Below are 20,809 nucleotides of genomic sequence, written 5' to 3' on the forward strand. Positions count from 1 at the left end.
TCTCCCGGGTTGATACTGTCGTCCATTCGTTTCACTCGTTGGTTTAGCGCTGCAGCAACTCGGCAGCCCTGATCGCAAAATAGGTCAGAATGCCGTCGGCACCGGCGCGTTTGATGCATGTCAGGCTCTCCAGAATCACCGACTCCTCGTCGAGCCAGCCATTCTGGAACGCCGCCATGTGCATGGCATACTCGCCACTGACCTGATAGACAAAGGTCGGCACTTTCAGTTCGGTTTTCACACGGTGCACGATATCCAGGTAGGGCATCCCCGGCTTAACCATCACCATATCGGCCCCTTCGGCCAGATCCATCGCAACCTCGTGCAGTGCCTCATCGCTGTTGGCTGGATCCATCTGGTAACTGAATTTGTTTCCCTTGCCCAGATTGCCTGCCGAGCCCACCGCATCGCGGAAGGGGCCATAGTAGGCACTCGCATACTTGGCAGAATAGGCCATAATGCGAGTATTAACGAAGCCGTTGCTTTCCAGCTCATCACGGATTACGCCGATACGGCCATCCATCATGTCACTGGGGGCCACCACATCGGCACCTGCTTCGGCGTGGGACCGAGCCTGCTGCACCAGTGTGTCCACGGTACGGTCGTTGAGTACATAGCCAGTCTCGTCGATGATGCCGTCTTGGCCGTGGGTGGTATACGGATCTAACGCCACATCGGTCATAACACCCAGTTCCGGTACAGCGGCTTTCAGGGCACGCACCGCACGCTGTACCAGCCCATCTGGGTTGTAGGCTTCCTCGGCAAACTCGCTCTTGGCTTCGGCCGGCGTAACCGGAAACAGCGCCAGCATTGGAATACCCAGCTGATGCCAGTATTTTGCCTTTTCCACCAGCAGATCGATGCTGTAGCGCTCCACACCCGGCATCGACGACACCGCTTCCACCTGGTTCTCGCCTTCCAGCACGAAGACTGGATAGATCAGATCATCTGTGGTGAGGACATTTTCACGCATCAGACGACGCGAAAATTCGTCGGCGCGCATTCGGCGCATGCGGGTTTCAGGGTAGAAACGCTGACTGTTGGTAAAAGCCACGGCTCGATTCCTTTTTCAGGTGCATTGGACGACAAAAAGATGACATACAGGTGACAACGGCCCGTTTCACGGCACATCACCTGTTTGGTATTGGTCTCATCTTAACGTAATCTGTGACCAGTGCGACACGACCCCTGTGGGGCGAGTACGGAAAACACTCAATTGCATCGATGGTTACAGCCAAAAGGAGTTCAGCCCATGAAAAAGATCGCGGTGATTCTGTCCGGAAGTGGTGTATTTGATGGCTCCGAAATCTACGAGTCGGTCCTTACCTTCCTGCGCCTTGAGCATAACGGCGTGGCGTATCAGTGTTTTGCCCCCAATGTGGAGCAGATGCACGTGATCAACCACCTGACCGGTGAAGTGGCCGAAGGTGAAGGCCGCAACGTACTGGTTGAAGCGGCACGTCTGGCGCGCGGTGAAATCAAGGATCTGGCCGAGGCTAACCCAGCCGAGTTTGATGCGCTGATCATCCCCGGTGGCTTTGGGGCCGCCAAGAACCTGAGTGATTTTGCCGTCAAGGGCGCCGACTGCACCGTCAACCCACAGTTGGTCACATTTGCCCGTGCCATCCATGACGCCGGCAAGCCCGTAGGCCTGGTCTGCATTGCGCCAGCCATGACGCCGAAGCTGCTCGGTACCGGTATCCGCTGCACTATCGGCAGTGACGAGGGCGTTGCCGGCGCGATCAACAGCATGGGTGGCATACATGAAAACTGCCCGGTGGATCAAATCGTGGTCGATACCGACAACCGGGTCGTGACTACCCCAGCCTATATGCTGGCAGGCTCAATCAGCGAAGCCGCTTCTGGAATCAATCGCCTTGTGGATGAAGTGATCAAAATGGTTTGACCCGCAAAATTAGGAAAAATTCCTATATCCATAATTTTTGGACTCGGCATAATGGGTCTTGTGGATCTCCTGTTCAGGGAACGAATACAAGGACGGCCACGCAGCAGTTCAGGACGCACGGAGTGCACAGGCAAGAAGCCGCTTTTACAACTGCAGGGATACGGATGCCAGAGAGAGGAGCCTGATGATGGATCATCGGCTCCTTTCGCTTTTTATGGGATTTGCAAAAGCCTCTATGGACAGCTGTTCAGCGTGCCGTCCACCCCCCATCAAGCGTGATGGTCTGACCGGTCATGTTGCGCGCCGCCGGGCTGATCAGAAACTGACACACGCCCGCCAACTCCTCTATACTGATGAACGCGCCCTTGGGCATCGGCTTGAGCATAATCTCGTCGATCACATCCTGCTCCGAAATTCCGTTGGCCCTGGCTTGTGCCGCGATCTGCTGCTCAACCAACGGTGTCAGCACATAGGATGGGCAGACCGTATTGATGGTAATGTCGGTATCGGCCGTTTCCAGCGCTACAACCTTTGAAAAGCCCAGCAGGCCATGCTTGGCCGCCACATAGGCGCTTTTATACGGTGATGCGACCAGTGCGTGTATGGAACCGACATTGATGATGCGCCCAAATCCCTGCTGGCGCATGCCGGACAGCAGCGCACGAGTCAACATGGCGGCCCCGGTGAGCATCACCTGTATCAGCTGATCGAACTTTTCCGGCGGAAAGTCTTCCAGCGGAGCTACATGCTGCAGCCCTGCATTGTTGATCAACACATCAACAGGCTCGCCATTCAGAGCCTCAATACTGCCGTGATCCGACACATCCAGTGCCAGCGCCCGGGCTTCTCCGCCTGACGCCTGAATTTCTCTGGCCACGTCGTCTGCAGCCTGTTGCCTGAGATCCGTCACCAGAATGGTATGGCCCTCGGTCGCCAGCGCCAGCGCAAGCCCCTTGCCTATGCCACTGCCGGCACCGGTAATCAATACGCGCATCTGCTCTCTCCTTCATAACGTCACTAAACGGGCATTTCAGACGAGTGCAGATAACTATAGCAGGGGTTGGCGCAACCTGGCATGAGAGGGTGAAAACTGACGGACATATTCCTGCTGCCAAAGCTCGCGCCCCAGTGCATCCAGCGACTGTTGACGACCCGAGGCAATCCACTGCGCCAGTGCAGTTGCCACATCCGGCCAGGGCGACGGACTTGGAGACGACTGTGCCAGCCATGCCTCTACCGGCTCCAGCGCCAGCTCCGACATGGTATTGGCCAGCCCCATCTGTTTCAATACAGCGGCGTTGGAGCGCTGTTCCACCTGACTGTGCAGCGGTTTGACCAGCAGTTTTTTTCCCGCCTGAATCGCCTCGCTGCACAAACCAAAACCGGCATTGCTGATCACGCCGGCACAGCTGCACAAGTCACGCTGAAAACCGTCACGCGAGAAGGGTTGCAGTTCCAAAGGCCCGCGCTGCTCAGGTGTTGCAATATTGCAATAAACGCGAAAGCGATACTTCGGAAAGGCACTCAGCCAGTAGATAACCTCATCCATGGACTCAAACGGCAGATACACCAGAATTTTGTCCGGTTCCTCAGTCAACGGATAGGGCGGAGGGGCTACCAAGGGTGGCAAAATGGGAGCATCGAAGTGGTACCAGTGCACACCCACCGCCTCATCCACAGGTGCGAACAGTTTGAGTGACGGTTTCAACCAGGGTTTGAATCCGGTCCCGGGAATGGGGTGATGGAAAGCATACTGGTGAGCAATACCGAGTGAGGGTACGCCCTGATGCCGTGCTGCCCAGGCCGTGACAGGTTCAAAGTCACTCAGCACCAGATCGTAGCGGCTCAGATCCAGCTGGCGGTAATCGCGCCAGAACTGCACTGGCCGACTTTGCCTAAGAGTTTTCAGCCAGCCCACCCGCCCTGCAGAGGTGACAAAGGTAAAACCACGCCGGGTTTCAAACCGACCAAAGCACTCCATATTGAACAGTCGTTCAGGCGCCCGTCCACTCAGCAGCACATCAACCTCAACGCCTGCCGCCTGCAGCGCAGGCAGCAGCACCCGAGCCCGGGTGATATGTCCATTCCCGGTTGCCTGCACGCCATACAGAATACGCATCAGATCCACTCCCAGACGCCCAGCGCCAGCAGGGTCGAAGTGATGCCAAGCAAAGCACCTGCGGCAATATCAGTCGGGTAGTGAACACCAAGCAGCACTCGGGAGCTACCGATCAACAGTGCCAGAATAAAACCAGGCAGCATTAGTGAAGGGTAAAATTGCGCCAGCAGCATGGCAAATACGAAGGCGGCTGCGGTATGTCCGGACGGGAAGCTGAATTTGTCCGATGGCTCGATGGCCGCTCGAAACCCCTGCAGACGATGGCAGGGCCGGTCACGCCGGATGGTGTTTTTCAGCAGCAGATAGAGCGGCAACTCAATGCCGTAGGCCAAAAGCCCGACCAGCAGAAAGGCCTGGCCATCTTCAGGCTCCCACAGAGCCAGCGTCAGGCCCAGTATGAGATAGAGGCCGCCATCCCCAAGCCGGGAGATCCATCGGCTGCCCGCCATCACCGGTGCATGCTGACCGTAGCCGTTGCACCAGAAGAAGGCGCGGGTATCGAAGGCGTTAAGCTTCTGCAAACGGTTCATGGCGACCACCCCTTGTTGGCACTCAGGTGATCATTTTTCGTTCAAAGCGGTGAAAGTGCAGTTACATCAAGGTGAAGCTTTAATGACAGCCACTCAGTGCTGCAGCCAGTCAGTAATCAGTTGCGTCAGGCGATTCGGGTTGTCCCAGGGCAACATATGCCCCTCCCCTTCCACATTGATCAGTTCAAATGGCTGTTTTAGCCATTCCTGTACCCGTTGGGAGTAACTCAGTGGCAATACCTCGTCTTCGCTGCCGTGGATGATCAGGCCGCGGAAGTTGAACGTCCTCGACAGGCTGCCGAAGCGGTGTGTGAACAGGCTGGACAGGGTGCGTAGCGGATAGTCGAAGACAATCAGGGGATCGCTGTTGATCTCTTCGCCGGCAGGGTGACCGGCCAGTAGACGATCGTAGTCGATGAAATTCTTCATCGGCAGCTGTAAGCCCGGCAGCAGCAACGCACTGCTCCAGATCCATGACCAGCCGACTTGATGCAGCATATCCGGTGCCATTTCGGGTACCAGCAGCGTACCGCAAACCAATCGTTCAATACGTGACTCCCTCTCGGCACAGGCCAGCCCCAGCAATGCTCCGATGGAGTAGCCGTATAAGTATACGGGGCCACTGAAAGTCTGCTGGTAATAGTCGAGGATCTCGCTCAGATCGGTGCAGACCTGGTCTACTGTGTACAGGCCACGCTCGCCACCGGAGTAGCCATGGCCACGCAGGTCCACACCGACCACATTGAGGCCCTGAGCGGAAAGATCGGACAGCAGCTCGGCATAGAGCTCGGAATACGTGCCGATACCGGGAATGAACAGCAGCAGGGGTGCCGTCTCATCAGCACAGGAGTATAGCTCGGTATGCAGCGGTAACGTGCCGATACGAACACATCGACGCAGTTCCAGCCGAGACTCAATACCCAGCTTTCGGCGCAGCTCGGTACGCTGAAGATCAACGGGCGGGTTATAGCAACTGTTCATGTAACTCCTCAACGCTGGCAGCGGCGACAGAATACGGTACTGCGCTGACCCAGCTTTATTTCGGTAAGGTGCTCGCCACAACCATTGCAGGGCTGACCACCTCGGCCATACACATCCAGCACCTGACTGAAGTAGCCAGGCTTGCCATCGCCCCCCACAAAGTCGCGCAAAGTGGTGCCTCCCTGTTCAATGGCGGCTGCAAGTACAGTCTTGATGGTTTCAACCAGTACCGACAGCCTCTCTGCAGAGATACGCCCCGCCGCTCGGCGTGGATCGATTCCGGCACGATACAGGGCTTCATTGGCATAAATGTTACCGACCCCGACCACAACCTGCGCATTCATGATCAGTGCCTTGATTGCTGTTCTGCGCCCTTTGCAGGCGGTCTGCAGATACTCGGCGGTAAAGTCCTCGCTCAGCGGCTCCGGCCCCAGATGGGCCAGCAGGCTGTGTTCGGTACCGTTTTCCTGCCACAGCACGGCACCGAAGCGACGTGGATCAGTCAGCCGCAGCAGCTGCCCGGACGCCAGCACCAGATCCACATGGTCATGCTTGCCCGGAACCGTACCCTGCGGCAGGATGCGCAGACTGCCTGACATACCCAGGTGCACGATCATCTGTCCTCGACTGAAACTCAGCAGCAGATACTTCGCACGCCGCTCGACGCACCGCACCTCATCACCTTCAACCCATTGTGCCAACTGCTCGGGAATGGGCCAGCGCAGTCTGGATTGACGCACCTCCAGCCGCGTGACACGCTGATGAACAATATGGGGCGCAATCCCACGGCATGTGGTTTCAACTTCTGGCAACTCAGGCATGACCCTTCTCCCGTGAAGGCTTGGCAGGGCGCAGTACCAGATAAACACCGAATACCGCCAGCGCCATGCCACCCAGCGCCAGCACCGACAGCTCTTCACCGAACAGCCACCAGGCTTCCAGTGCCGTTACGGGCGGCACCAGATAGAAGTAGCTGGCCACACGTGCCACTTCGCCCTCTCGGATCATCAACATCAGCAGCAGAATGGCACTGACCGACAGACCAAACACCAGCCACAGCAGGGCACCAATAAGCTCCGGGTGCCATTCAACTTCTCGCGTTTCCAGACCAAAACTCAACAGCGCCATCATCAACGCCGTGGACAGGTACTGGAAAAAAGATCCCGTCAGCAGGTCCGTCCCCGCCCCGAAGCGCTTCTGGTACAGCGTGCCTATCGAAATACCCACCAACGCCACCATCGCTGCCAATACAGCCTCAATGCGCACCTCAAAGTTGCCCGGCTGCAGCCCGCTGCCCAGCACCAGCACCACCCCCAAAAGCCCCAGCAGCAGCCCGCCCCACTGGGGCCGGCGCAAGGTCTGCCCGGTCATCATCCAGGCCAAAACCGCTGTCAGAACCGGTTGCAGCCCGACCAGAATGGAGGTCACACCCGCCGGCAGCTGCCATTTGATCGCAGCAAATACACCGCCCAGATAGCATCCATGCACCAGCGCCCCTGCAACGAGCTGATGCATCGCCTGCGACGGCGAAGGCCAGCGGGCACGGAATATGAAGATAAACGCAAGGAACACGCCCAGCGTCAGCAGCATGCGGATCAGCAACAGGTTGAATGGCTCGATGTACGGCAGGCCGTAACGGGCACCGATAAAACCGGTACTCCACAGCAGTACAAACGCCAGAGGTACAAAACGAATCAACGCGGGAGGAACAGACATTCAGGGGCCTTCTGCACAGGAAACAAACCTTACAACAACGGTCGGATATACAGCATGCCAGAAAATAAAAAACCCCGCAGCACATTCAGCACTGCGGGGTTCCGGGATCTCCAGTCCAGAACCAATTACTTGATCTTGGCTTCCTTGTAGATCACGTGCTTACGAACAACCGGGTCGTATTTCTTGAATTCGAACTTGTCCGGAGTGTTACGCTTGTTCTTGTCGGTGGTGTAGAAGTGACCGGTTCCTGCAGAGGATACCAGACGGATCTTCTCGCGTGCGCCTTTAGCCATGATTCAAATCTCCTCAGACTTTCTCGCCACGGGCACGCAGTTCGGTCAGAACCGAATCGATACCCTTCTTGTCGATGATACGCATGCCCTTGGAGGAAACACGCAGACGTACGAAACGGTTTTCGCTCTCTACCCAAAAACGGTGCCAATGCAGGTTCGGCAGGAAGCGACGACGCGTTTTACGGTTTGAGTGGGAAACGTTGTTCCCGGTTACCGGGCCTTTGCCCGTTACCATGCAAACTCGAGACATAGTGACTAAACCTTTCTAACAAGGGTTATGTTTACTTCTGTTCGATGTTTATTGGCCACACAACCGGTGCGACCTCAGGCGGAGCGTCCCATACGAATAAGCCGGACAGAATACCGTACCATTAAGGAACAGAAGGCCGCATATCATACAGAAGCCAATGCAACCACGCCAGCGAATTGTTGAATTTTTCACCAGCGGTCACAGCAGCCCGCGTTCGGCGAACGAAACCGTCTCGCCATCACCAATCACCATATGGTCCAGCACCCGAATATCGACCAGTCCCAGCGCCTGAATCAACCGATCGGTGATCTGTCGATCGGCCTGCGATGGTTCGGCCACGCCGGAAGGATGGTTGTGCGCCAGGATAACCGCCGCGGCATTATGTGCCAGCGCCAGCTTAACCACCTCGCGCGGATGTACGCTGGCGGCATTGATGGTGCCATAGAACAGCGCCTCGTAGCGGATCACTCGGTGGCGGTTATCCAGCAGCAGACAGGCGAACACTTCACGCGGCTCATGCCGCAGACGACTGGCCAGGTACTGACGCACCATGGTCGGGCTCTCCAGCGCCGACTCCCGCACCAGCTGAGCTTCCAGGTGACGCCGCGACATCTCCAGCACCGCCTGCAGCTGAACATACTTGGCCGGCCCCAGACCATGAGCTGTGCAGAAATCCGCCTGGCTGCACTCCAACAGCGGTCGCAGGCCGCCGAAATGTTCCAGCAGTTGTCGCGCCAGATCTACCGCGCTGCAGCCCTGCACACCGGTGCGCAGAAAGATCGCCAGCAGCTCGGCATCCGACAACGCAGCAGCCCCCCGCGCCAGCAGTTTTTCTCTTGGCCGCTCTTCCGCCGGCCAGTCACTGATCGCCATGCTCACCTCCCTGTGAGTGTGAATCCGGGCTGAATCGTCTACGCATTGCCCGGCTGAAGTGGTATCTTAACGCTCCAAACCAGAATGAGAAACTATCGGACATTCAGGGTATGCACAGACTCACTAACCGGCAGATTCTGCTCGGAATCACCGGCGGCATTGCCGCCTACAAAAGTGCCGAACTGACCCGACTGCTCAAGGGCGCCGGGGCCGATGTACGCATTGTCATGACCGCCGCGGCAACCGAATTCATCACCCCGCTGACACTGCAGGCACTGTCTGGACACCCGGTACATCAACATCTGCTCGACCCCGAAGCCGAAGCGGGCATGGGCCATATCGAACTGGCCAAATGGGCCGACCTGATTCTGATCGCACCGGCCAGTGCGGACTTCATCGCCCGCTTCAGCGCCGGCATGGGTGACGATCTGCTGACTACCTTGTGTCTGGCCACCGATGCACCCATCTGCCTGGCACCGGCGATGAATCAGGCGATGTGGCGCGACCCGCGCACCCAGCACAATATCCAGCAGCTGAGCCATCAGGGCGTCAAGGTGTTTGGTCCTGGGGTTGGTGCTCAGGCCTGTGGCGATACCGGCCCCGGACGCATGTTGGAGCCGGAAGAGCTAGCCGAACTGACCGCCGAGCAGTTTCAGCACGGTGCACTCAGTGGCAAACGGGTATTCATCACAGCCGGCCCCACTCGAGAGCCCCTGGACCCGGTGCGCTTCATCTCCAATCACAGCTCCGGCAAAATGGGCTATGCGCTGGCGGAAGCCGCTGCCGATGCCGGTGCTGATGTGCGCCTGATCAGCGGTCCTGTCAATCTGCCATCCCCCCCGCGAGTGGAGTGTGTTCAGGTGGAAAGCGCCGAACAGATGCTGGCCGCTTCGCTGGACGGCGTTGAGCAGTGCGATATTTTTATCGCCGCCGCTGCCGTGGCCGACTATCGCCCGGTGGCGGTCGCCGAACACAAGATCAAGAAAGGCAGTGAAGAGATCATGGAGCTGCGCCTGATCAAGAACCCGGATATCGTTGCCACGGTTGCCGGGCTGGAACGGCAGCGCCCCTTTACCGTGGGGTTTGCCGCCGAAACCCGTGACGTACTCGAATATGCCCGCAGCAAGCTGGAACGCAAGGGGCTGGATCTGATCATCGCCAATGACGTGTCTAATCCCGATATCGGTTTCAACAGCGATGACAACGCCGTTACGCTGGTCAGTACAGCCACGACCCTGACCCTACCACTGGGTCCGAAGCGGTTGCTGGCACGCCAGCTGATTGATCAGATCGCCGAGCATTTCCACCGCAAGAGCCAGAGAACAGAATGAAAGCACTGCAAGTCAAGATTCTGAACGACCGCATCGGTCGTGACATCCCCCTGCCCGCCTACGCCACTGAAGGCTCCGCCGGTCTCGATCTGCGCGCCTGCCTTGATCAGGCACTGACGCTGGAGCCGGGGCAGACCGAGCTGATTCCTACGGGACTGGCGATCCACATCGCGGACCCGGGCCTGTGTGCCATGATCCTTCCGCGCTCGGGCCTCGGCCACAAGCACGGCATCGTATTGGGCAACCTGGTCGGTCTGATCGATTCTGACTATCAGGGCCAGCTATTTGTGTCCTGCTGGAACCGGGGCCAGACCACCTTCACCATCGAGCCGGGTGAGCGTATCGCTCAGATGGTTCTGGTACCGGTGATGCAGGCCGAATTCGAGATTGTCGACGAATTCAGCAACTCTGAGCGCGGCGCGGGTGGCTTCGGCTCTTCCGGTCGCCACTGAATCAATCAGTAAACACTTACTCACGACAGGGAACAGTATCAATGCCCTATCCGTTACAGCAGTTCGACCGTGACATTTTTCGGGCCTACGATATCCGCGGTATCGTTGGTCAGTCGCTGACCGATGCAACCGTGTATCACATTGGTCGCGCCTTTGCCGCTGCAGCCGCTGCACGCAACATTCGTGAAGTCGTCGTTGCCGCCGACGGTCGTCTTTCCGGCCCGTCACTGAAGCAGATTCTGATTCAGGGACTGACCGACAGCGGCTGTCAGGTGCTGGATATCGGCTATGTACCCACACCGGTACTGTATTTTGCCGCGCACCAGCGTGACGACCAGACCGGCATCATGATCACCGGCAGCCACAACCCGGCTGACTATAACGGCTTCAAGATGATGCTCGGTGGCGAAACCCTGTCCGGCGATCAGATTCAGGATCTGGCTCGCTGCATCGAGCAGCAGGCATACGTGGACGGCACCGGTGCCGCCGAACCGCTGGCGATCGAGCGCGCCTACAGCGAGCGCATCCTAAAGGATATCAACCTCAAGCGTCCGATGAAGGTGGTGGTGGACTGCGGCAACGGCATCGCCGGTGGCATCGCGCCCGAACTGCTGGAGCAGCTGGGCTGCGAGGTTATTCCGCTGTTCTGTGAGGTGGATGGCACCTTTCCCAACCATCATCCTGACCCGGGCAAGCTGAAAAACCTGCAGGATGCCATTGCGGCGGTTAAGGAATATCAGGCCGATCTGGGGCTGGCGTTTGACGGAGACGGTGACCGCGTCGGCGTGATTACGCCATCCGGCCATGTGGTCTACCCAGACCGGGTCATGATGCTGTTCGCCGAGGACGTTTTAAGCCGCAACCCAGGGGCCGAAATTCTGTTCGATGTGAAGTGCTCCCGCCTGCTGCCGCAGGTAATCGAGCAGGCCGGCGGCAAGGCCACCATGTGGAAAACCGGCCACTCGCTGATCAAGCGGCAGATGAAGGCGTGCGGCGCCCTGCTGGCCGGTGAGATGAGCGGCCACATCTTCTTCAAGGAGCGCTGGTACGGCTTTGATGACGGCCTCTACAGCGCGGCTCGCCTGTTGGAGATTCTGTCCGGCCGTTATGAGGATGCCGATGCCATCTTCAGCACCTATCCTGAAGATATCAGCACCCCGGAGATCAATATCGAGGTGCGTGAAGACAACAAGTTCGCGCTGGTTGAAGCGCTGCAGCAGGCGGCGTTCCCCGGCGGCAATGTCAGTCACATTGATGGTGTGCGTGTCGACTATGCTGATGGCTGGGGCCTGATGCGTGCGTCCAACACCACACCGGTATTGGTTCTGCGCTTTGAGGCGGAGAATGACGCGGCGCTGTCCCGTATCAAGCATGAATTCCAGTCGCGCCTGAGCGCGATCGATCCCGGTCTGCTGATTCCCGATGCCTGACCGGCACTTATATATGCAAGGAGAGAATATGCCTCTGTCCCGTGAACAAGCCATGTCGACCGCTCACATTCTGTCGGTCGCCCTGCCCTACATCCAGCAGTTTGTCGGCAAGACCATCGTCATCAAGTACGGCGGCAACGCCATGATCGACGAAAAGCTCAAGGCCAGCTTTGCCCGCGATATCGTGATGATGAAGCTGATCGGCATCAACCCGATCGTGGTCCACGGCGGCGGACCGCAGATCGGCAGCCTGCTGGAACAGCTGAAAATCGAGTCCCACTTCATCAACGGCATGCGTGTGACCGACTCCAAGACCATGGACGTGGTTGAGATGGTGCTGGGCGGCATGGTCAACAAGGAAATTGTGGGCCTGATCAACTCCGCCGGCGGCAAGGCGATCGGCCTGACCGGCAAGGATGGTGAACTGCTGCGGGCACGCAAGCTGAAGGTCAAGCACAAGACCCCAGAAATGGAGGCGCCCGAAATCATCGATATCGGCCATGTGGGCGAGGTCGAGAGCGTCAACGTCAAGGTGCTTGGGATGCTGGAGAACTCCGACTTTATTCCCGTCATCGCCCCGATCGGTGTGGGTGAAGACGGCCATGCCTACAACATCAATGCGGACCTGGTAGCCGGCAAGGTGGCAGAAGTACTGAGGGCCGAGAAGTTGATGCTGCTGACCAATATCGCAGGCCTGCTGGACAAGAACGGAAAGGTTCTGACCGGACTGACCACTGCGCAGGTAGACGAGCTGATCGCTGATGGCACCATCTATGGCGGCATGCTGCCCAAGATCGATTGCGCCCTGAGCGCCGTGAAAAGCGGTGTTCGCAGTGCACACATCATCGATGGCCGGGTCGAGCACGCCTGCATGCTGGAGATCTTCACCGATGAAGGTGTCGGTACTCTGATCACCAACAAGGCACTGTGACAGGCGGATGATGAGCGACAAGGAACAGAAAATTTCACGCCGCGAGCAGATTCTGCAGGCGCTGGCACAGATGCTGGAAAACAACCCGGGGCAACGGATCACCACCGCGGCCCTGGCGCGTGAGGTGGGCGTGTCTGAGGCGGCCCTCTACCGCCACTTCCCGAGCAAGGCACGCATGTTCGAAGGATTGATCGGCTTTATCGAAGAGACTCTGTTCTCGCGCATTACGCTGATCACTCAGTCAGATGTGGGCGGCGTGCGCCAGTGTGAGCAGATTCTGACCCTGCTGCTGGCATTCGTGGAAAAGAACCCGGGCATGGCCCGGATTCTGACGGGTGACGCCCTTTCGGGTGAAACCGAGCGCCTGCGAGTACGCATCAACCAGTTGTTCGAACGACTGGAAACCCAGTTGAAGCAGATCATGCGAGAGGCAGAGGTGCGTGAGGGGCTGCGTACGGAGATCCCTGCCGGCTCGGCTGCCAACCTGATGCTGGCCGCAGCCGAGGGTCGTATCCGTCAGTTTGTGCGCAGCGAATTCAAACGCCGTCCGACCGAGTTCTGGCCTGAGCAGTGGGCGCGGCTGGGAACCGGGCTGTACCGTGCACCCGTCGCCTCGGCATAACGAAGGGCGTCAACCCTCGGAGCCTGCCTCAGCAGGCTCCCGCTTCAGGATGTGCATCGCCTTGAGCAGATTCAGAGATTCGTACAACTGATAGTCTCGCTCAGCAAGATCACGACTGCTCGAGCTCTGCTCTGACTGAACGTTCTCCGCATTTCCATTTTCCAGATGCCCTGCAAGATTGCGCTCCTTTACACCCATCTCCTTACGGATCCCGGTGAGCTTGCCCTCATCTACCCGCAGATCAGGCGTAATACCCTGCGCCTGAATGGAACGCCCACCAGGGGTATAGTAACGTGCGGTTGTCAGCTTGATCGCACGCTCCCCCCCCAATGGCAACACGGTCTGTACCGATCCTTTGCCAAAGCTGTCTGTCCCCATGATGATGGCACGTTTGTGATCCTGCAGAGCGCCTGCCACAATTTCAGACGCCGAGGCTGAACCACCGTTTATCAGCACCACCAGCGGCGTATTGGCGGCCGCTGTCTGGGCATTGGCATTGAAGCGCAGCTCGGAGTTTGGCAGCCGGCCTTCGGTATAGACGATCAGGCCTGAGTCAAGGAATGCATTGCTTACCTCAACCGCTGCCTGCAATACCCCTCCGGGATTATTGCGCAGATCCAGTACCAGCCCCTGCAGTGGCGCTGCCTGCTGCATCTCGTTAATCGCCTTGACCAGGTCTTCACCGGTATGGGACTGGAACTGGGATACCCGCAGATAACCGTAACCCGGCTCAAGCAGTTCATGACGCACGCTGGTCACCTTGATCACGTCGCGTACGATTTCCAGTTCAAACGGCTTGTCCTCTCCATCACGCATGATGGTCAGGCGGATGCCGGTACCTACTTCTCCACGCATCAGCTCAACGGCCTGATTCAAGTCCATCCCCTGCACCGGTACATCGTCGAGCTTGATGATAAGGTCACCGGCGCGTACACCGGCACGTTGTGCAGGTGTATCATCGATCGGGGCTATCACGCGAATGAAGCCGTCTTCCTGTCCCACTTCGATGCCAAGGCCGCCAAATTCACCCCGGGTATGAACCTGCAGGCTTTCGAACGCCTCAGGTTCCAGATAGGCGGAATGCGGGTCAAGGCCTGCCAGCATGCCGCGGATGGCATCTTCAAGCAGCTGCCGGTCATCAACCGGCTCCACATAGGCCTGCTTGATGCGGTCAAATACATCCGCAAACATCCGCAATTCTTCCAGCGGCAGAGTTTTCTCTGTCGTCTCTGCAGCAGCACTGGGCTCGGCTGACGCTTGCTGAGCCAGTGGACCAAAGAAAGGCAGTAAACTCAGCGCCGTGATGGCTGTGGCAGTTGCCAGCGGTGTACGCCCGTAGAGCTTCATAAGTGTGTTCCCTGCATGGTGAATTAGCGTTTGCCAAGCCAACTGATTGGATCGATTGAGCGACCCTGATGTCGGATGGCAAAATAGAGTCCCGTTTCCCCGTTACCGCCGCTGCTGCCCGCCAGAGCAACTGCCTCTCCGGTACCAACCCATTCGCCCGGCTCTCGCAGCAGGCTGTCGTTGTGACCGTAGAGGGACAGGTAACCACCTCCGTGATCCAGGATCAAGACCAGTCCATAGCCCCGCAACCAGTCTGCAAATACAACCCGTCCATGGTGTACCGCCTTGACCCGAGTACCTGCCTGAGCAGCAATCAGCATGCCTTCGTAGCTGACATTGTCAACCTGACTGCCAAAGGCCCTCCTCACAGAGCCACTGAGCGGCCAGTCCAGCTTGCCCTTGCGTTGGCTGAACTGAAGGCCGTCTGTCTGCAGCCTGATCTTCTCGAGTGACCGACGAATCTCGGCCAGAACCGACTCCAGCTGTTTCTGATCCTGCTGCAGCTTACCCAGTTTTGACTGCTCTTCCTGCAGACTTTGCTGCAGTCGAGCCAGAGCGCTGGCCTGCCCGGTACGGGCCTGCTTCAACGCTTCCCGTCGCTGTACCAACGCATCACGGGTCGTTATCAAATCGGTATCGGCACGCGCAATCTCGCTGCGTGTTTGCTCCAGCTGTTCAAGCTGTTGCCTGAACTGCTCCAACTGACTGGCAAGCCCTGAACTGACACTATCATAATAGCGCAGCATGCGAGCCAGCTCTTGCGGATCCTGCTGTGACAGGATCAGCTGAACACCGGGCTGCCGCCCCAGCCGGTACTGCTCCTGCAGTAACGTTCGGATCTGGGCCTCACGCTCCTGCAGCCCGGACAGCAGACGGCTTTCATCCGCGCCCAGATTACCGCGATGCTGCTCCAACTGCTCCAGTCGCTGCTGCAGCTGATCCAGCTCGGCCGTCACTTCGCCTATCTGACGGTCAAAACGGCGCAGCTCTGACTGGGCGTTCTTGAGATCATCCTGGCGCTTGCCTACCTGCTGCTGCAAACGCTCGATCTGCTGCTTGAGTGCCTGCAGCTGCTTTTCCGTGGCGACCGGATCCTGTGCCGCCAGCGATAGTGGCAGGCAGAGACACAGGCCGTACAGCAAACGGCGGAGTTGTCTCAAGATAATCAGCCCAGACTGACCAGTGAGTGGCCAGTCATCTCTTTGGGCGATTCCAGCCCCATCAATGCCAGCAGTGTGGGTGCCAGATCACACAGGGCACCATCACTGAGTTTTACACTGCCTGTACGCGGTCCGTCATAGATCAGAGCAACCGGCCATGTGGTGTGCGCGGTATGGGGCTGACCACTGTCAGGATCCACCATCAACTCCACGTTTCCATGGTCGGCAGTAATCAGCGCTTCACCGTCGACCTCCTTCAGTGCTGCCAGTACGCGGGTCAGGCACTGGTCAACGGTCTCAACCGCCTGGACGGCTGCATCGAACTTGCCGGTATGACCTACCATGTCGCCATTGGCAAAATTGCATACGATCAGGTCAAAGCGACCACTGCGAATGGCATCACAGAGCTTGTCGGTCACCTCAGGCGCACTCATCTCCGGCTGCAGATCGTAGGTTGCGACCTGAGGAGACGGCACCAAAATACGTTCCTCACCGGGGTAAACAGCTTCCTGACCTCCATTGAAGAAGAAAGTCACATGTGCATATTTTTCGGTTTCGGAAATACGCAGTTGCGTCTTGCCAAGGCTGGACAGGTACTCACCCAGATCGTTGTGAATTGCCTCCGGTGGATAGGCTACCCGAGCAGCAATATCAGCCGAATACTCGGTCAGCATGACATAGGCGCTCAAGTCTGGACGCTGTTTGCGGTCAAAGCCGGTAAAAACGTCACCGTCAACAAAAGTGCGTGTTATTTCACGCGCCCGATCAGGACGGAAGTTGGCACAGATCACAGTGTCACCGTCGGCAATCAGCCCAACAGGTTGAGCGGTTTCATCGACAATTACGGTTGCCTGTACAAATTCGTCGTTTTCATCCCGGGCATAGGCATTGTGCAGCGCCTCCAATGCACTGTTTGCCTGTTGCGGTGCATCTCCATTGGTCATGGCATTGTAGGCCAGTTCAACCCTATCCCAGCGATTGTCTCGATCCATGGCGAAGTAGCGCCCGACCACCGTCGCAATCGCACCCGTGCCGAGGCGTTCAAAAACCGCCTCGGCAGCGTTGATGGAAGGCTCGGCGGAGCGTGGCGGCATGTCACGCCCATCCAGAATCGCATGCAGATATACCTGCTTGGCGCCACGCTTCACTGCCATTTCCAACAGTGCAAACATGTGATTTTCATGACTGTGCACACCACCTGGCGACAACAGCCCCAGCACATGCACTGCTCGTCCCTGCTCGATGGCTTTATCCATAGCTTCACAAAGCACCGGATTTTCAAAAAAATCACCATCCGCAATCGACTTGGAGATGCGAGTGAAATTCTGGTACACGGTACGACCTGCACCGATGTTCATGTGGCCTACTTCAGAGTTTCCCATCTGCCCCTCAGGCAAACCGACCGCCATGCCCGATGTCTGGATGCGAGAGTTCGGGTTGGATGCCAGGAGACGGTCCCAGGTCGGGGTGCGGGCGGCATCCACCGCAGACGAGGGGGTCGACTCGACTCCGAAACCATCGAGAATAATCAGTGCCTTGGTTGCGCGTGCGTCTGTCATGATCAGCAGTTCTGTCCGGTCGGTTAAAAAACAGGCAGCCATTTTACTGCCTTGGCGTCGGTTTAGCTAACCGAGCACCTGCGGATTTGGCCTCAGCCCTTATCCCTGTCACGGCAGCATTGTATACTTGTTTACCTGATATCCCGCTCATCTGACCGGAACGACTATGGAACGCCTGATCGAATTCGCAATACAGCACTATTATCTGGTCGCTGCCTGGGTTGTGACCCTGGCAGTGCTGCTCTGGACCGAGAAGCGCAAGGCCGGCAAATCAGTATCACCAGCAGAAGCCACTCGCTTGATCAATAAAGAAAGTGGCGTGGTACTCGATATCCGCCAGCGCAAGGAGTGGGATACCGGCCACATTACCGGCGCACACCACATCCCCTTTGCTGACCTCGATCGCCGCCTCAACGAACTGGACAAATTCCGCGACAAGCCTGTTATTGTTGTCTGCAATCTGGGCCAGGCTGCCGGCAGCGCCGCCAAGAAACTCAAGGCTTCAGGCTACAACCATGTTGTGCGCCTGTCTGGCGGAATGACCGAATGGAAAGCCCAGAACATGCCGATCATAAAGTGAGAGCCATGCCTGAAATTACCGTTTACCTGACCCGCTGGTGCCCGTTCTGCACCCGTGCCATCGCACTGCTCGACAGCAAGAACGCTGAATACAAAGCCATTGATGTGGATGCCGACCTCAGCCTGCGTCAGGAGATGATGCAGCGCAGCGGTCGACGTACGGTACCGCAGATTTTTATTGGTGAAACCCATGTGGGCGGCTGTGATGATCTGTTCGCCCTCGAACGACAGGGCAAGCTGGATTCCCTGATCAACGCCTGAACCCATCTTCAAATAAGGAATTATTCATGTCTGACGCTCAAGCCGCCAACCAGCAAGCTACTCAGCCCCAGTTCGCCCTGCAGCGTGTTTTTGTCAAGGACGCTTCGCTGGAAACACCGGCAGGTGCCAAAGCCTTTACCCAAGCTTGGCAGCCTGAAATCAACCTTGAAATGAACACCCGTACCAGCCAACTTGACGAAAAACACTATGAAGTCGTTTTGACTCTGACGGTCACCGGCAAGAATGCTGATGAAACCGCCTTTCTGGTTGAAGTACAGCAGGCAGGCATCTTCCTGATTGCAGGTATCGAAGGCCCTGAACTGCACCACACACTGGGCGCATTCTGCCCGAACCTGCTGTTCCCCTACGCACGTGAAGCGGTAGACAACTTTGTGACCAAGGCCAGCTTCCCTCCGCTGATGCTCGCCCCTGTGAACTTTGATGCCCTCTATGCTCAGCAAATGCAGCAGCAACAGGCTGCCGCAGCAGAAGAGGCTCACTGAGTGCATGCAGGAGCGGTGACCTCACCGCTCCTGTTTGGCCCAGCGCCGGCGTGAAGCAATATAGCTGGCGTTGAAGCGCTCGAAATAACCCTCCAGATGTTCTGCTGCTGCTTGATCTCCTGCCTGCTCAAGCAGCGCAACCGCCACTTCAGCCGTGCACAGGTGCTCCTCAACCGTAGAGCGTCGCAACTGATAACGGCTAAGTCGATCAGTTTCCGGCTCAATCACCGGCAGGTGTTGCAGGTAACGGCTGTGCCTAAACATGCGCCGCGCCTGTCGCCAAGTTCCATCCAGAATAATGAACACCGGAATACGCTCATCAGCCGGTACCTGCTTGAGCATTCGGTGCTCGTAGTCCTCCCCTGCAGGAAACACCAGACAGGGCACATAGCGGTCATTCTGAAGTGCATCAAGCAGATCCTGAGTCGGCTCGGTACGTGACCACTCGAAGATACGGGTATTGGCAATTGAGTCAAGGATCAGTCGCCCCGTATTGGTCGGCTTGTACAACTCATAGCGGTGCGTTAACAGCCAAAATTCACAGCGCGCTTGAACAACCTTGCGCCACTGGCAGATACACACATCAGTCGGCAGCCTGCAACCATCACAACGCTTTACACCCGAGCCTCTGGCGACAAAGGGCTTGCGCGGGGGATTATCGATTTTCACCCTCTCTCCTGCTGAATCCTGAACGGGCAGGCACTATACTGTGAGGCCACCAGAACAGACAAGCTCTGTTAACGACGCCTGCAAGAGCCACTTTCACAATGAATGACAGCCGCTTTAACTCACTCATTCCCCCACAGCCGGAAGTACTGATTGACATTGCACGGCTACTTAAGGCCGAAAACCCTGATCTGACCCACATCGCAACACTGATCAAGTCCGATGTGGCACTCTATTCGGTAGTCCTTAAAAGCATCAACAGCCCCTACTATGGCCTGCGCGTCAGCGTAACCTCCATAGAGCATGCCATCAGTCTGCTGGGGCTAGACCAGATATATAATCTGGTACGACTAACGATACTGCGCAACACATTGAAAAAGACAGGCCGTATGGAGCGCTTCTGGGACACAGCCAAGGATGTGTCCCAGCTGTCGCTAAGTGTTGCACGCAAGCTGCGTCTTCATCTGAACAAGGATGATATATATACCCTTGGCATGCTGCATGACTGTGGATTGCCACTGATGATCCAGGCCTTTTCAGGCTTTCGTGAGTTCCTGCAGTCATCACCCGGTTTCAACGTGACAGAACTGGCTAAACAGGAGCGTGATAGCTTTGGCTTCAGCCATTATCAGGTAGGTGCCAGAATGGCTGAGCGCTGGAACCTGCCTCAGCACGTTGCAGATGCCATCCGTTTACAGCCTCAGCTGGATGATGTTCTGGCAGACAAGGTTGATACTGACGAGAAGACACGACACCTGCTGGCCGTGCTGGCTCTGGCACAGGATATCAGCTCTGAATACCGCTACTACTGGCGTATTCAGTCGGCTCAACAGCTGGAGCAGCTCCAGCCGGCATTGCGCTTCCTGTCGACAACCGATTATGACTATCTGACCCTGAAGGAGAGGCTGATCGAGGAGATGGCGTAGTTTCGCGCCCAACCGGCTTGAGATCAGTGACAGGGCCCGCCGCAGGGAGTGCGCCGGGCCCTTTCTTTTGTCTGGCGCCTGCCTGTGCTTCGCCCCAATGCAAAAACCCCGGCCTCAACGAGACCGGGGTTTCTGGTATTAAGTGCCTGGCGATGACCTACTCTCACATGGGGAAGCCCCACACTACCATCGGCGATGACGCGTTTCACTGCTGAGTTCGGTATGGGATCAGGTGGTTCCACGTCTCTATGGTCGCCAGGCGAAACTGGTACAAACCGGATCTGATTGAGCCTCGTGCTTATATGTCACGTTGCTCTGATTGTCTGTGTTGTTGCTACAAGCGTTCAATCGGTGCTCTTTCGAGCCGATAATCG

The 20,809-nt window shown here is 57.3% G+C and carries 24 protein-coding genes and 1 rRNA gene; 10 read left to right on the top strand and 15 right to left on the bottom strand.

Annotated elements, in window-relative coordinates:
• Positions 1-43: 43 nt before the first annotated feature.
• Positions 44-1,054 (bottom strand): porphobilinogen synthase, encoded by a 1,011-nt coding sequence (hemB, locus tag BLV48_RS08970; RefSeq protein ID WP_175527629.1) that lies wholly within the window; start codon positions 1,052-1,054, stop codon positions 44-46.
• A gap of 198 nt (positions 1,055-1,252) precedes the next feature.
• On the opposite strand from hemB, the gene elbB reads away from it, so the two are divergent.
• The gene (elbB, locus tag BLV48_RS08975; RefSeq protein WP_091826175.1) at positions 1,253-1,906 is read left to right on the top strand and encodes an isoprenoid biosynthesis glyoxalase ElbB; all 654 of its coding nucleotides are present in this window, start codon (positions 1,253-1,255) and stop codon (positions 1,904-1,906) included.
• A 247-nt stretch (positions 1,907-2,153) separates the two neighbouring features.
• Here elbB and BLV48_RS08980 read toward each other — a convergent pair whose 3' ends face one another.
• From BLV48_RS08980 to radC, 9 genes are all read right to left on the bottom strand, one after another.
• A complete protein-coding gene (locus BLV48_RS08980) occupies positions 2,154-2,900 on the bottom strand; it encodes a 3-hydroxybutyrate dehydrogenase (RefSeq protein WP_091826177.1) in 747 nt (248 codons plus the stop codon).
• 54 nt (positions 2,901-2,954) lie between these two features.
• Complete coding sequence (locus BLV48_RS08985; RefSeq protein ID WP_091826178.1) at positions 2,955-4,025, bottom strand: MJ1255/VC2487 family glycosyltransferase; 1,071 nt, start codon at positions 4,023-4,025, stop codon at positions 2,955-2,957.
• On the bottom strand, positions 4,025-4,555 hold the full coding sequence (locus BLV48_RS08990) for a phosphatase PAP2 family protein (RefSeq protein WP_091826179.1): 531 nt from the start codon (positions 4,553-4,555) through the stop codon (positions 4,025-4,027). The genes BLV48_RS08985 and BLV48_RS08990 overlap by 1 nt, the downstream gene beginning before the upstream one ends.
• 93 nt (positions 4,556-4,648) lie before the next feature.
• A complete protein-coding gene (locus BLV48_RS08995) occupies positions 4,649-5,536 on the bottom strand; it encodes an alpha/beta hydrolase (protein WP_091826181.1) in 888 nt (295 codons plus the stop codon).
• Between the two features lie 8 nt (positions 5,537-5,544).
• Positions 5,545-6,357 carry a bifunctional DNA-formamidopyrimidine glycosylase/DNA-(apurinic or apyrimidinic site) lyase gene (gene mutM / locus BLV48_RS09000; RefSeq protein ID WP_091826184.1) on the bottom strand — a complete coding sequence of 271 codons (813 nt, stop codon included), beginning with the start codon at positions 6,355-6,357 and terminating at the stop codon, positions 5,545-5,547.
• The gene (locus BLV48_RS09005; protein ID WP_091826185.1) at positions 6,350-7,252 is read right to left on the bottom strand and encodes a DMT family transporter; all 903 of its coding nucleotides are present in this window, start codon (positions 7,250-7,252) and stop codon (positions 6,350-6,352) included. The genes mutM and BLV48_RS09005 overlap by 8 nt, the downstream gene beginning before the upstream one ends.
• A gap of 125 nt (positions 7,253-7,377) precedes the next feature.
• Entirely contained in the window at positions 7,378-7,545 is a 168-nt protein-coding gene (gene rpmG, locus BLV48_RS09010) for a 50S ribosomal protein L33 (RefSeq protein WP_027854336.1), read from the bottom strand.
• A 13-nt stretch (positions 7,546-7,558) separates the two neighbouring features.
• The gene (gene rpmB / locus BLV48_RS09015; protein ID WP_091826187.1) at positions 7,559-7,795 is read right to left on the bottom strand and encodes a 50S ribosomal protein L28; all 237 of its coding nucleotides are present in this window, start codon (positions 7,793-7,795) and stop codon (positions 7,559-7,561) included.
• Positions 7,796-7,993: 198 nt separating this feature from the next.
• On the bottom strand, positions 7,994-8,668 hold the full coding sequence (radC, locus tag BLV48_RS09020) for a RadC family protein (protein WP_091826188.1): 675 nt from the start codon (positions 8,666-8,668) through the stop codon (positions 7,994-7,996).
• A 110-nt stretch (positions 8,669-8,778) separates the two neighbouring features.
• Here radC and coaBC point away from each other — a divergent pair, with 110 nt between their 5' ends.
• From coaBC to slmA, 5 genes are read left to right on the top strand one after another with little or no spacing between them, the layout of a single operon-like run.
• Positions 8,779-9,999 carry a bifunctional phosphopantothenoylcysteine decarboxylase/phosphopantothenate--cysteine ligase CoaBC gene (gene coaBC / locus BLV48_RS09025; protein WP_091826190.1) on the top strand — a complete coding sequence of 407 codons (1,221 nt, stop codon included), beginning with the start codon at positions 8,779-8,781 and terminating at the stop codon, positions 9,997-9,999.
• Positions 9,996-10,451, top strand: a complete 456-nt coding sequence (dut, locus tag BLV48_RS09030; RefSeq protein WP_091826192.1) for a dUTP diphosphatase — start codon at positions 9,996-9,998, stop codon at positions 10,449-10,451. The genes coaBC and dut overlap by 4 nt, the downstream gene beginning before the upstream one ends.
• Positions 10,452-10,492: 41 nt before the next feature.
• Entirely contained in the window at positions 10,493-11,881 is a 1,389-nt protein-coding gene (locus BLV48_RS09035) for a phosphomannomutase/phosphoglucomutase (protein WP_091826193.1), read from the top strand.
• A gap of 28 nt (positions 11,882-11,909) precedes the next feature.
• On the top strand, positions 11,910-12,812 hold the full coding sequence (gene argB / locus BLV48_RS09040; protein ID WP_091826195.1) for an acetylglutamate kinase: 903 nt from the start codon (positions 11,910-11,912) through the stop codon (positions 12,810-12,812).
• 10 nt (positions 12,813-12,822) lie between these two features.
• Positions 12,823-13,434 carry a nucleoid occlusion factor SlmA gene (slmA, locus tag BLV48_RS09045; protein WP_091826196.1) on the top strand — a complete coding sequence of 204 codons (612 nt, stop codon included), beginning with the start codon at positions 12,823-12,825 and terminating at the stop codon, positions 13,432-13,434.
• A 9-nt stretch (positions 13,435-13,443) separates the two neighbouring features.
• Here slmA and BLV48_RS09050 read toward each other — a convergent pair whose 3' ends face one another.
• The 3 genes from BLV48_RS09050 to gpmI are packed head-to-tail and all read right to left on the bottom strand — an operon-like array spanning position 13,444 to position 17,500.
• A complete protein-coding gene (locus BLV48_RS09050; RefSeq protein ID WP_091826198.1) occupies positions 13,444-14,781 on the bottom strand; it encodes a S41 family peptidase in 1,338 nt (445 codons plus the stop codon).
• Positions 14,782-14,804: 23 nt separating this feature from the next.
• Positions 14,805-15,941 (bottom strand): murein hydrolase activator EnvC family protein, encoded by a 1,137-nt coding sequence (locus BLV48_RS09055; RefSeq protein ID WP_139253901.1) that lies wholly within the window; start codon positions 15,939-15,941, stop codon positions 14,805-14,807.
• A 5-nt stretch (positions 15,942-15,946) separates the two neighbouring features.
• Positions 15,947-17,500, bottom strand: coding sequence for a 2,3-bisphosphoglycerate-independent phosphoglycerate mutase (gpmI, locus tag BLV48_RS09060; RefSeq protein ID WP_091826233.1), 1,554 nt, complete (start codon positions 17,498-17,500; stop codon positions 15,947-15,949).
• Positions 17,501-17,666: 166 nt separating this feature from the next.
• Between gpmI and BLV48_RS09065 the strand changes: the two genes are divergently transcribed.
• From BLV48_RS09065 to secB, 3 genes are read left to right on the top strand one after another with little or no spacing between them, the layout of a single operon-like run.
• Positions 17,667-18,080, top strand: coding sequence for a rhodanese-like domain-containing protein (locus BLV48_RS09065; RefSeq protein WP_091826201.1), 414 nt, complete (start codon positions 17,667-17,669; stop codon positions 18,078-18,080).
• Between the two features lie 5 nt (positions 18,081-18,085).
• Complete coding sequence (gene grxC, locus BLV48_RS09070) at positions 18,086-18,340, top strand: glutaredoxin 3 (RefSeq protein ID WP_091826202.1); 255 nt, start codon at positions 18,086-18,088, stop codon at positions 18,338-18,340.
• A 26-nt stretch (positions 18,341-18,366) separates the two neighbouring features.
• Entirely contained in the window at positions 18,367-18,843 is a 477-nt protein-coding gene (gene secB / locus BLV48_RS09075) for a protein-export chaperone SecB (RefSeq protein ID WP_091826204.1), read from the top strand.
• Between the two features lie 21 nt (positions 18,844-18,864).
• Here secB and BLV48_RS09080 read toward each other — a convergent pair whose 3' ends face one another.
• The gene (locus tag BLV48_RS09080) at positions 18,865-19,512 is read right to left on the bottom strand and encodes a tRNA-uridine aminocarboxypropyltransferase (protein WP_091826206.1); all 648 of its coding nucleotides are present in this window, start codon (positions 19,510-19,512) and stop codon (positions 18,865-18,867) included.
• Between the two features lie 98 nt (positions 19,513-19,610).
• Between BLV48_RS09080 and BLV48_RS09085 the strand changes: the two genes are divergently transcribed.
• Positions 19,611-20,435, top strand: coding sequence for an HDOD domain-containing protein (locus BLV48_RS09085; RefSeq protein ID WP_091826208.1), 825 nt, complete (start codon positions 19,611-19,613; stop codon positions 20,433-20,435).
• Between the two features lie 144 nt (positions 20,436-20,579).
• On the opposite strand, the gene rrf is transcribed toward BLV48_RS09085, so the two are convergent.
• Positions 20,580-20,695, bottom strand: a 5S ribosomal RNA gene (gene rrf, locus BLV48_RS09090).
• Positions 20,696-20,809 lie beyond the last annotated feature (114 nt).

The organism is Marinobacterium iners DSM 11526, from assembly GCF_900107855.1.
GTDB classification, from domain to species: Bacteria; Pseudomonadota; Gammaproteobacteria; order Pseudomonadales; family Balneatricaceae; genus Marinobacterium; species Marinobacterium iners.

Excerpts from the sequence above, each read along its gene's own strand:
- rpmB (WP_091826187.1), bottom strand. The coding sequence starts at position 7,795 with ATGTCTCGAGTTTGCATGGTAACGGGCAAAGGCCCGGTAACCGGGAAC.
- grxC (WP_091826202.1), top strand. The coding sequence starts at position 18,086 with ATGCCTGAAATTACCGTTTACCTGACCCGCTGGTGCCCGTTCTGCACC.
- BLV48_RS08995 (WP_091826181.1), bottom strand. The coding sequence starts at position 5,536 with ATGAACAGTTGCTATAACCCGCCCGTTGATCTTCAGCGTACCGAGCTG.
- BLV48_RS09050 (WP_091826198.1), bottom strand. The coding sequence starts at position 14,781 with ATGAAGCTCTACGGGCGTACACCGCTGGCAACTGCCACAGCCATCACG.
- rpmG (WP_027854336.1), bottom strand. The coding sequence starts at position 7,545 with ATGGCTAAAGGCGCACGCGAGAAGATCCGTCTGGTATCCTCTGCAGGA.
- elbB (WP_091826175.1), top strand. The coding sequence starts at position 1,253 with ATGAAAAAGATCGCGGTGATTCTGTCCGGAAGTGGTGTATTTGATGGC.
- argB (WP_091826195.1), top strand. The coding sequence starts at position 11,910 with ATGCCTCTGTCCCGTGAACAAGCCATGTCGACCGCTCACATTCTGTCG.
- gpmI (WP_091826233.1), bottom strand. The coding sequence starts at position 17,500 with ATGACAGACGCACGCGCAACCAAGGCACTGATTATTCTCGATGGTTTC.
- radC (WP_091826188.1), bottom strand. The coding sequence starts at position 8,668 with ATGGCGATCAGTGACTGGCCGGCGGAAGAGCGGCCAAGAGAAAAACTG.
- BLV48_RS09035 (WP_091826193.1), top strand. The coding sequence starts at position 10,493 with ATGCCCTATCCGTTACAGCAGTTCGACCGTGACATTTTTCGGGCCTAC.
- slmA (WP_091826196.1), top strand. The coding sequence starts at position 12,823 with ATGAGCGACAAGGAACAGAAAATTTCACGCCGCGAGCAGATTCTGCAG.
- BLV48_RS08990 (WP_091826179.1), bottom strand. The coding sequence starts at position 4,555 with ATGAACCGTTTGCAGAAGCTTAACGCCTTCGATACCCGCGCCTTCTTC.
- BLV48_RS08985 (WP_091826178.1), bottom strand. The coding sequence starts at position 4,025 with ATGCGTATTCTGTATGGCGTGCAGGCAACCGGGAATGGACATATCACC.
- BLV48_RS08980 (WP_091826177.1), bottom strand. The coding sequence starts at position 2,900 with ATGCGCGTATTGATTACCGGTGCCGGCAGTGGCATAGGCAAGGGGCTT.
- BLV48_RS09065 (WP_091826201.1), top strand. The coding sequence starts at position 17,667 with ATGGAACGCCTGATCGAATTCGCAATACAGCACTATTATCTGGTCGCT.
- coaBC (WP_091826190.1), top strand. The coding sequence starts at position 8,779 with ATGCACAGACTCACTAACCGGCAGATTCTGCTCGGAATCACCGGCGGC.
- BLV48_RS09005 (WP_091826185.1), bottom strand. The coding sequence starts at position 7,252 with ATGTCTGTTCCTCCCGCGTTGATTCGTTTTGTACCTCTGGCGTTTGTA.
- mutM (WP_091826184.1), bottom strand. The coding sequence starts at position 6,357 with ATGCCTGAGTTGCCAGAAGTTGAAACCACATGCCGTGGGATTGCGCCC.
- BLV48_RS09085 (WP_091826208.1), top strand. The coding sequence starts at position 19,611 with ATGAATGACAGCCGCTTTAACTCACTCATTCCCCCACAGCCGGAAGTA.
- dut (WP_091826192.1), top strand. The coding sequence starts at position 9,996 with ATGAAAGCACTGCAAGTCAAGATTCTGAACGACCGCATCGGTCGTGAC.
- secB (WP_091826204.1), top strand. The coding sequence starts at position 18,367 with ATGTCTGACGCTCAAGCCGCCAACCAGCAAGCTACTCAGCCCCAGTTC.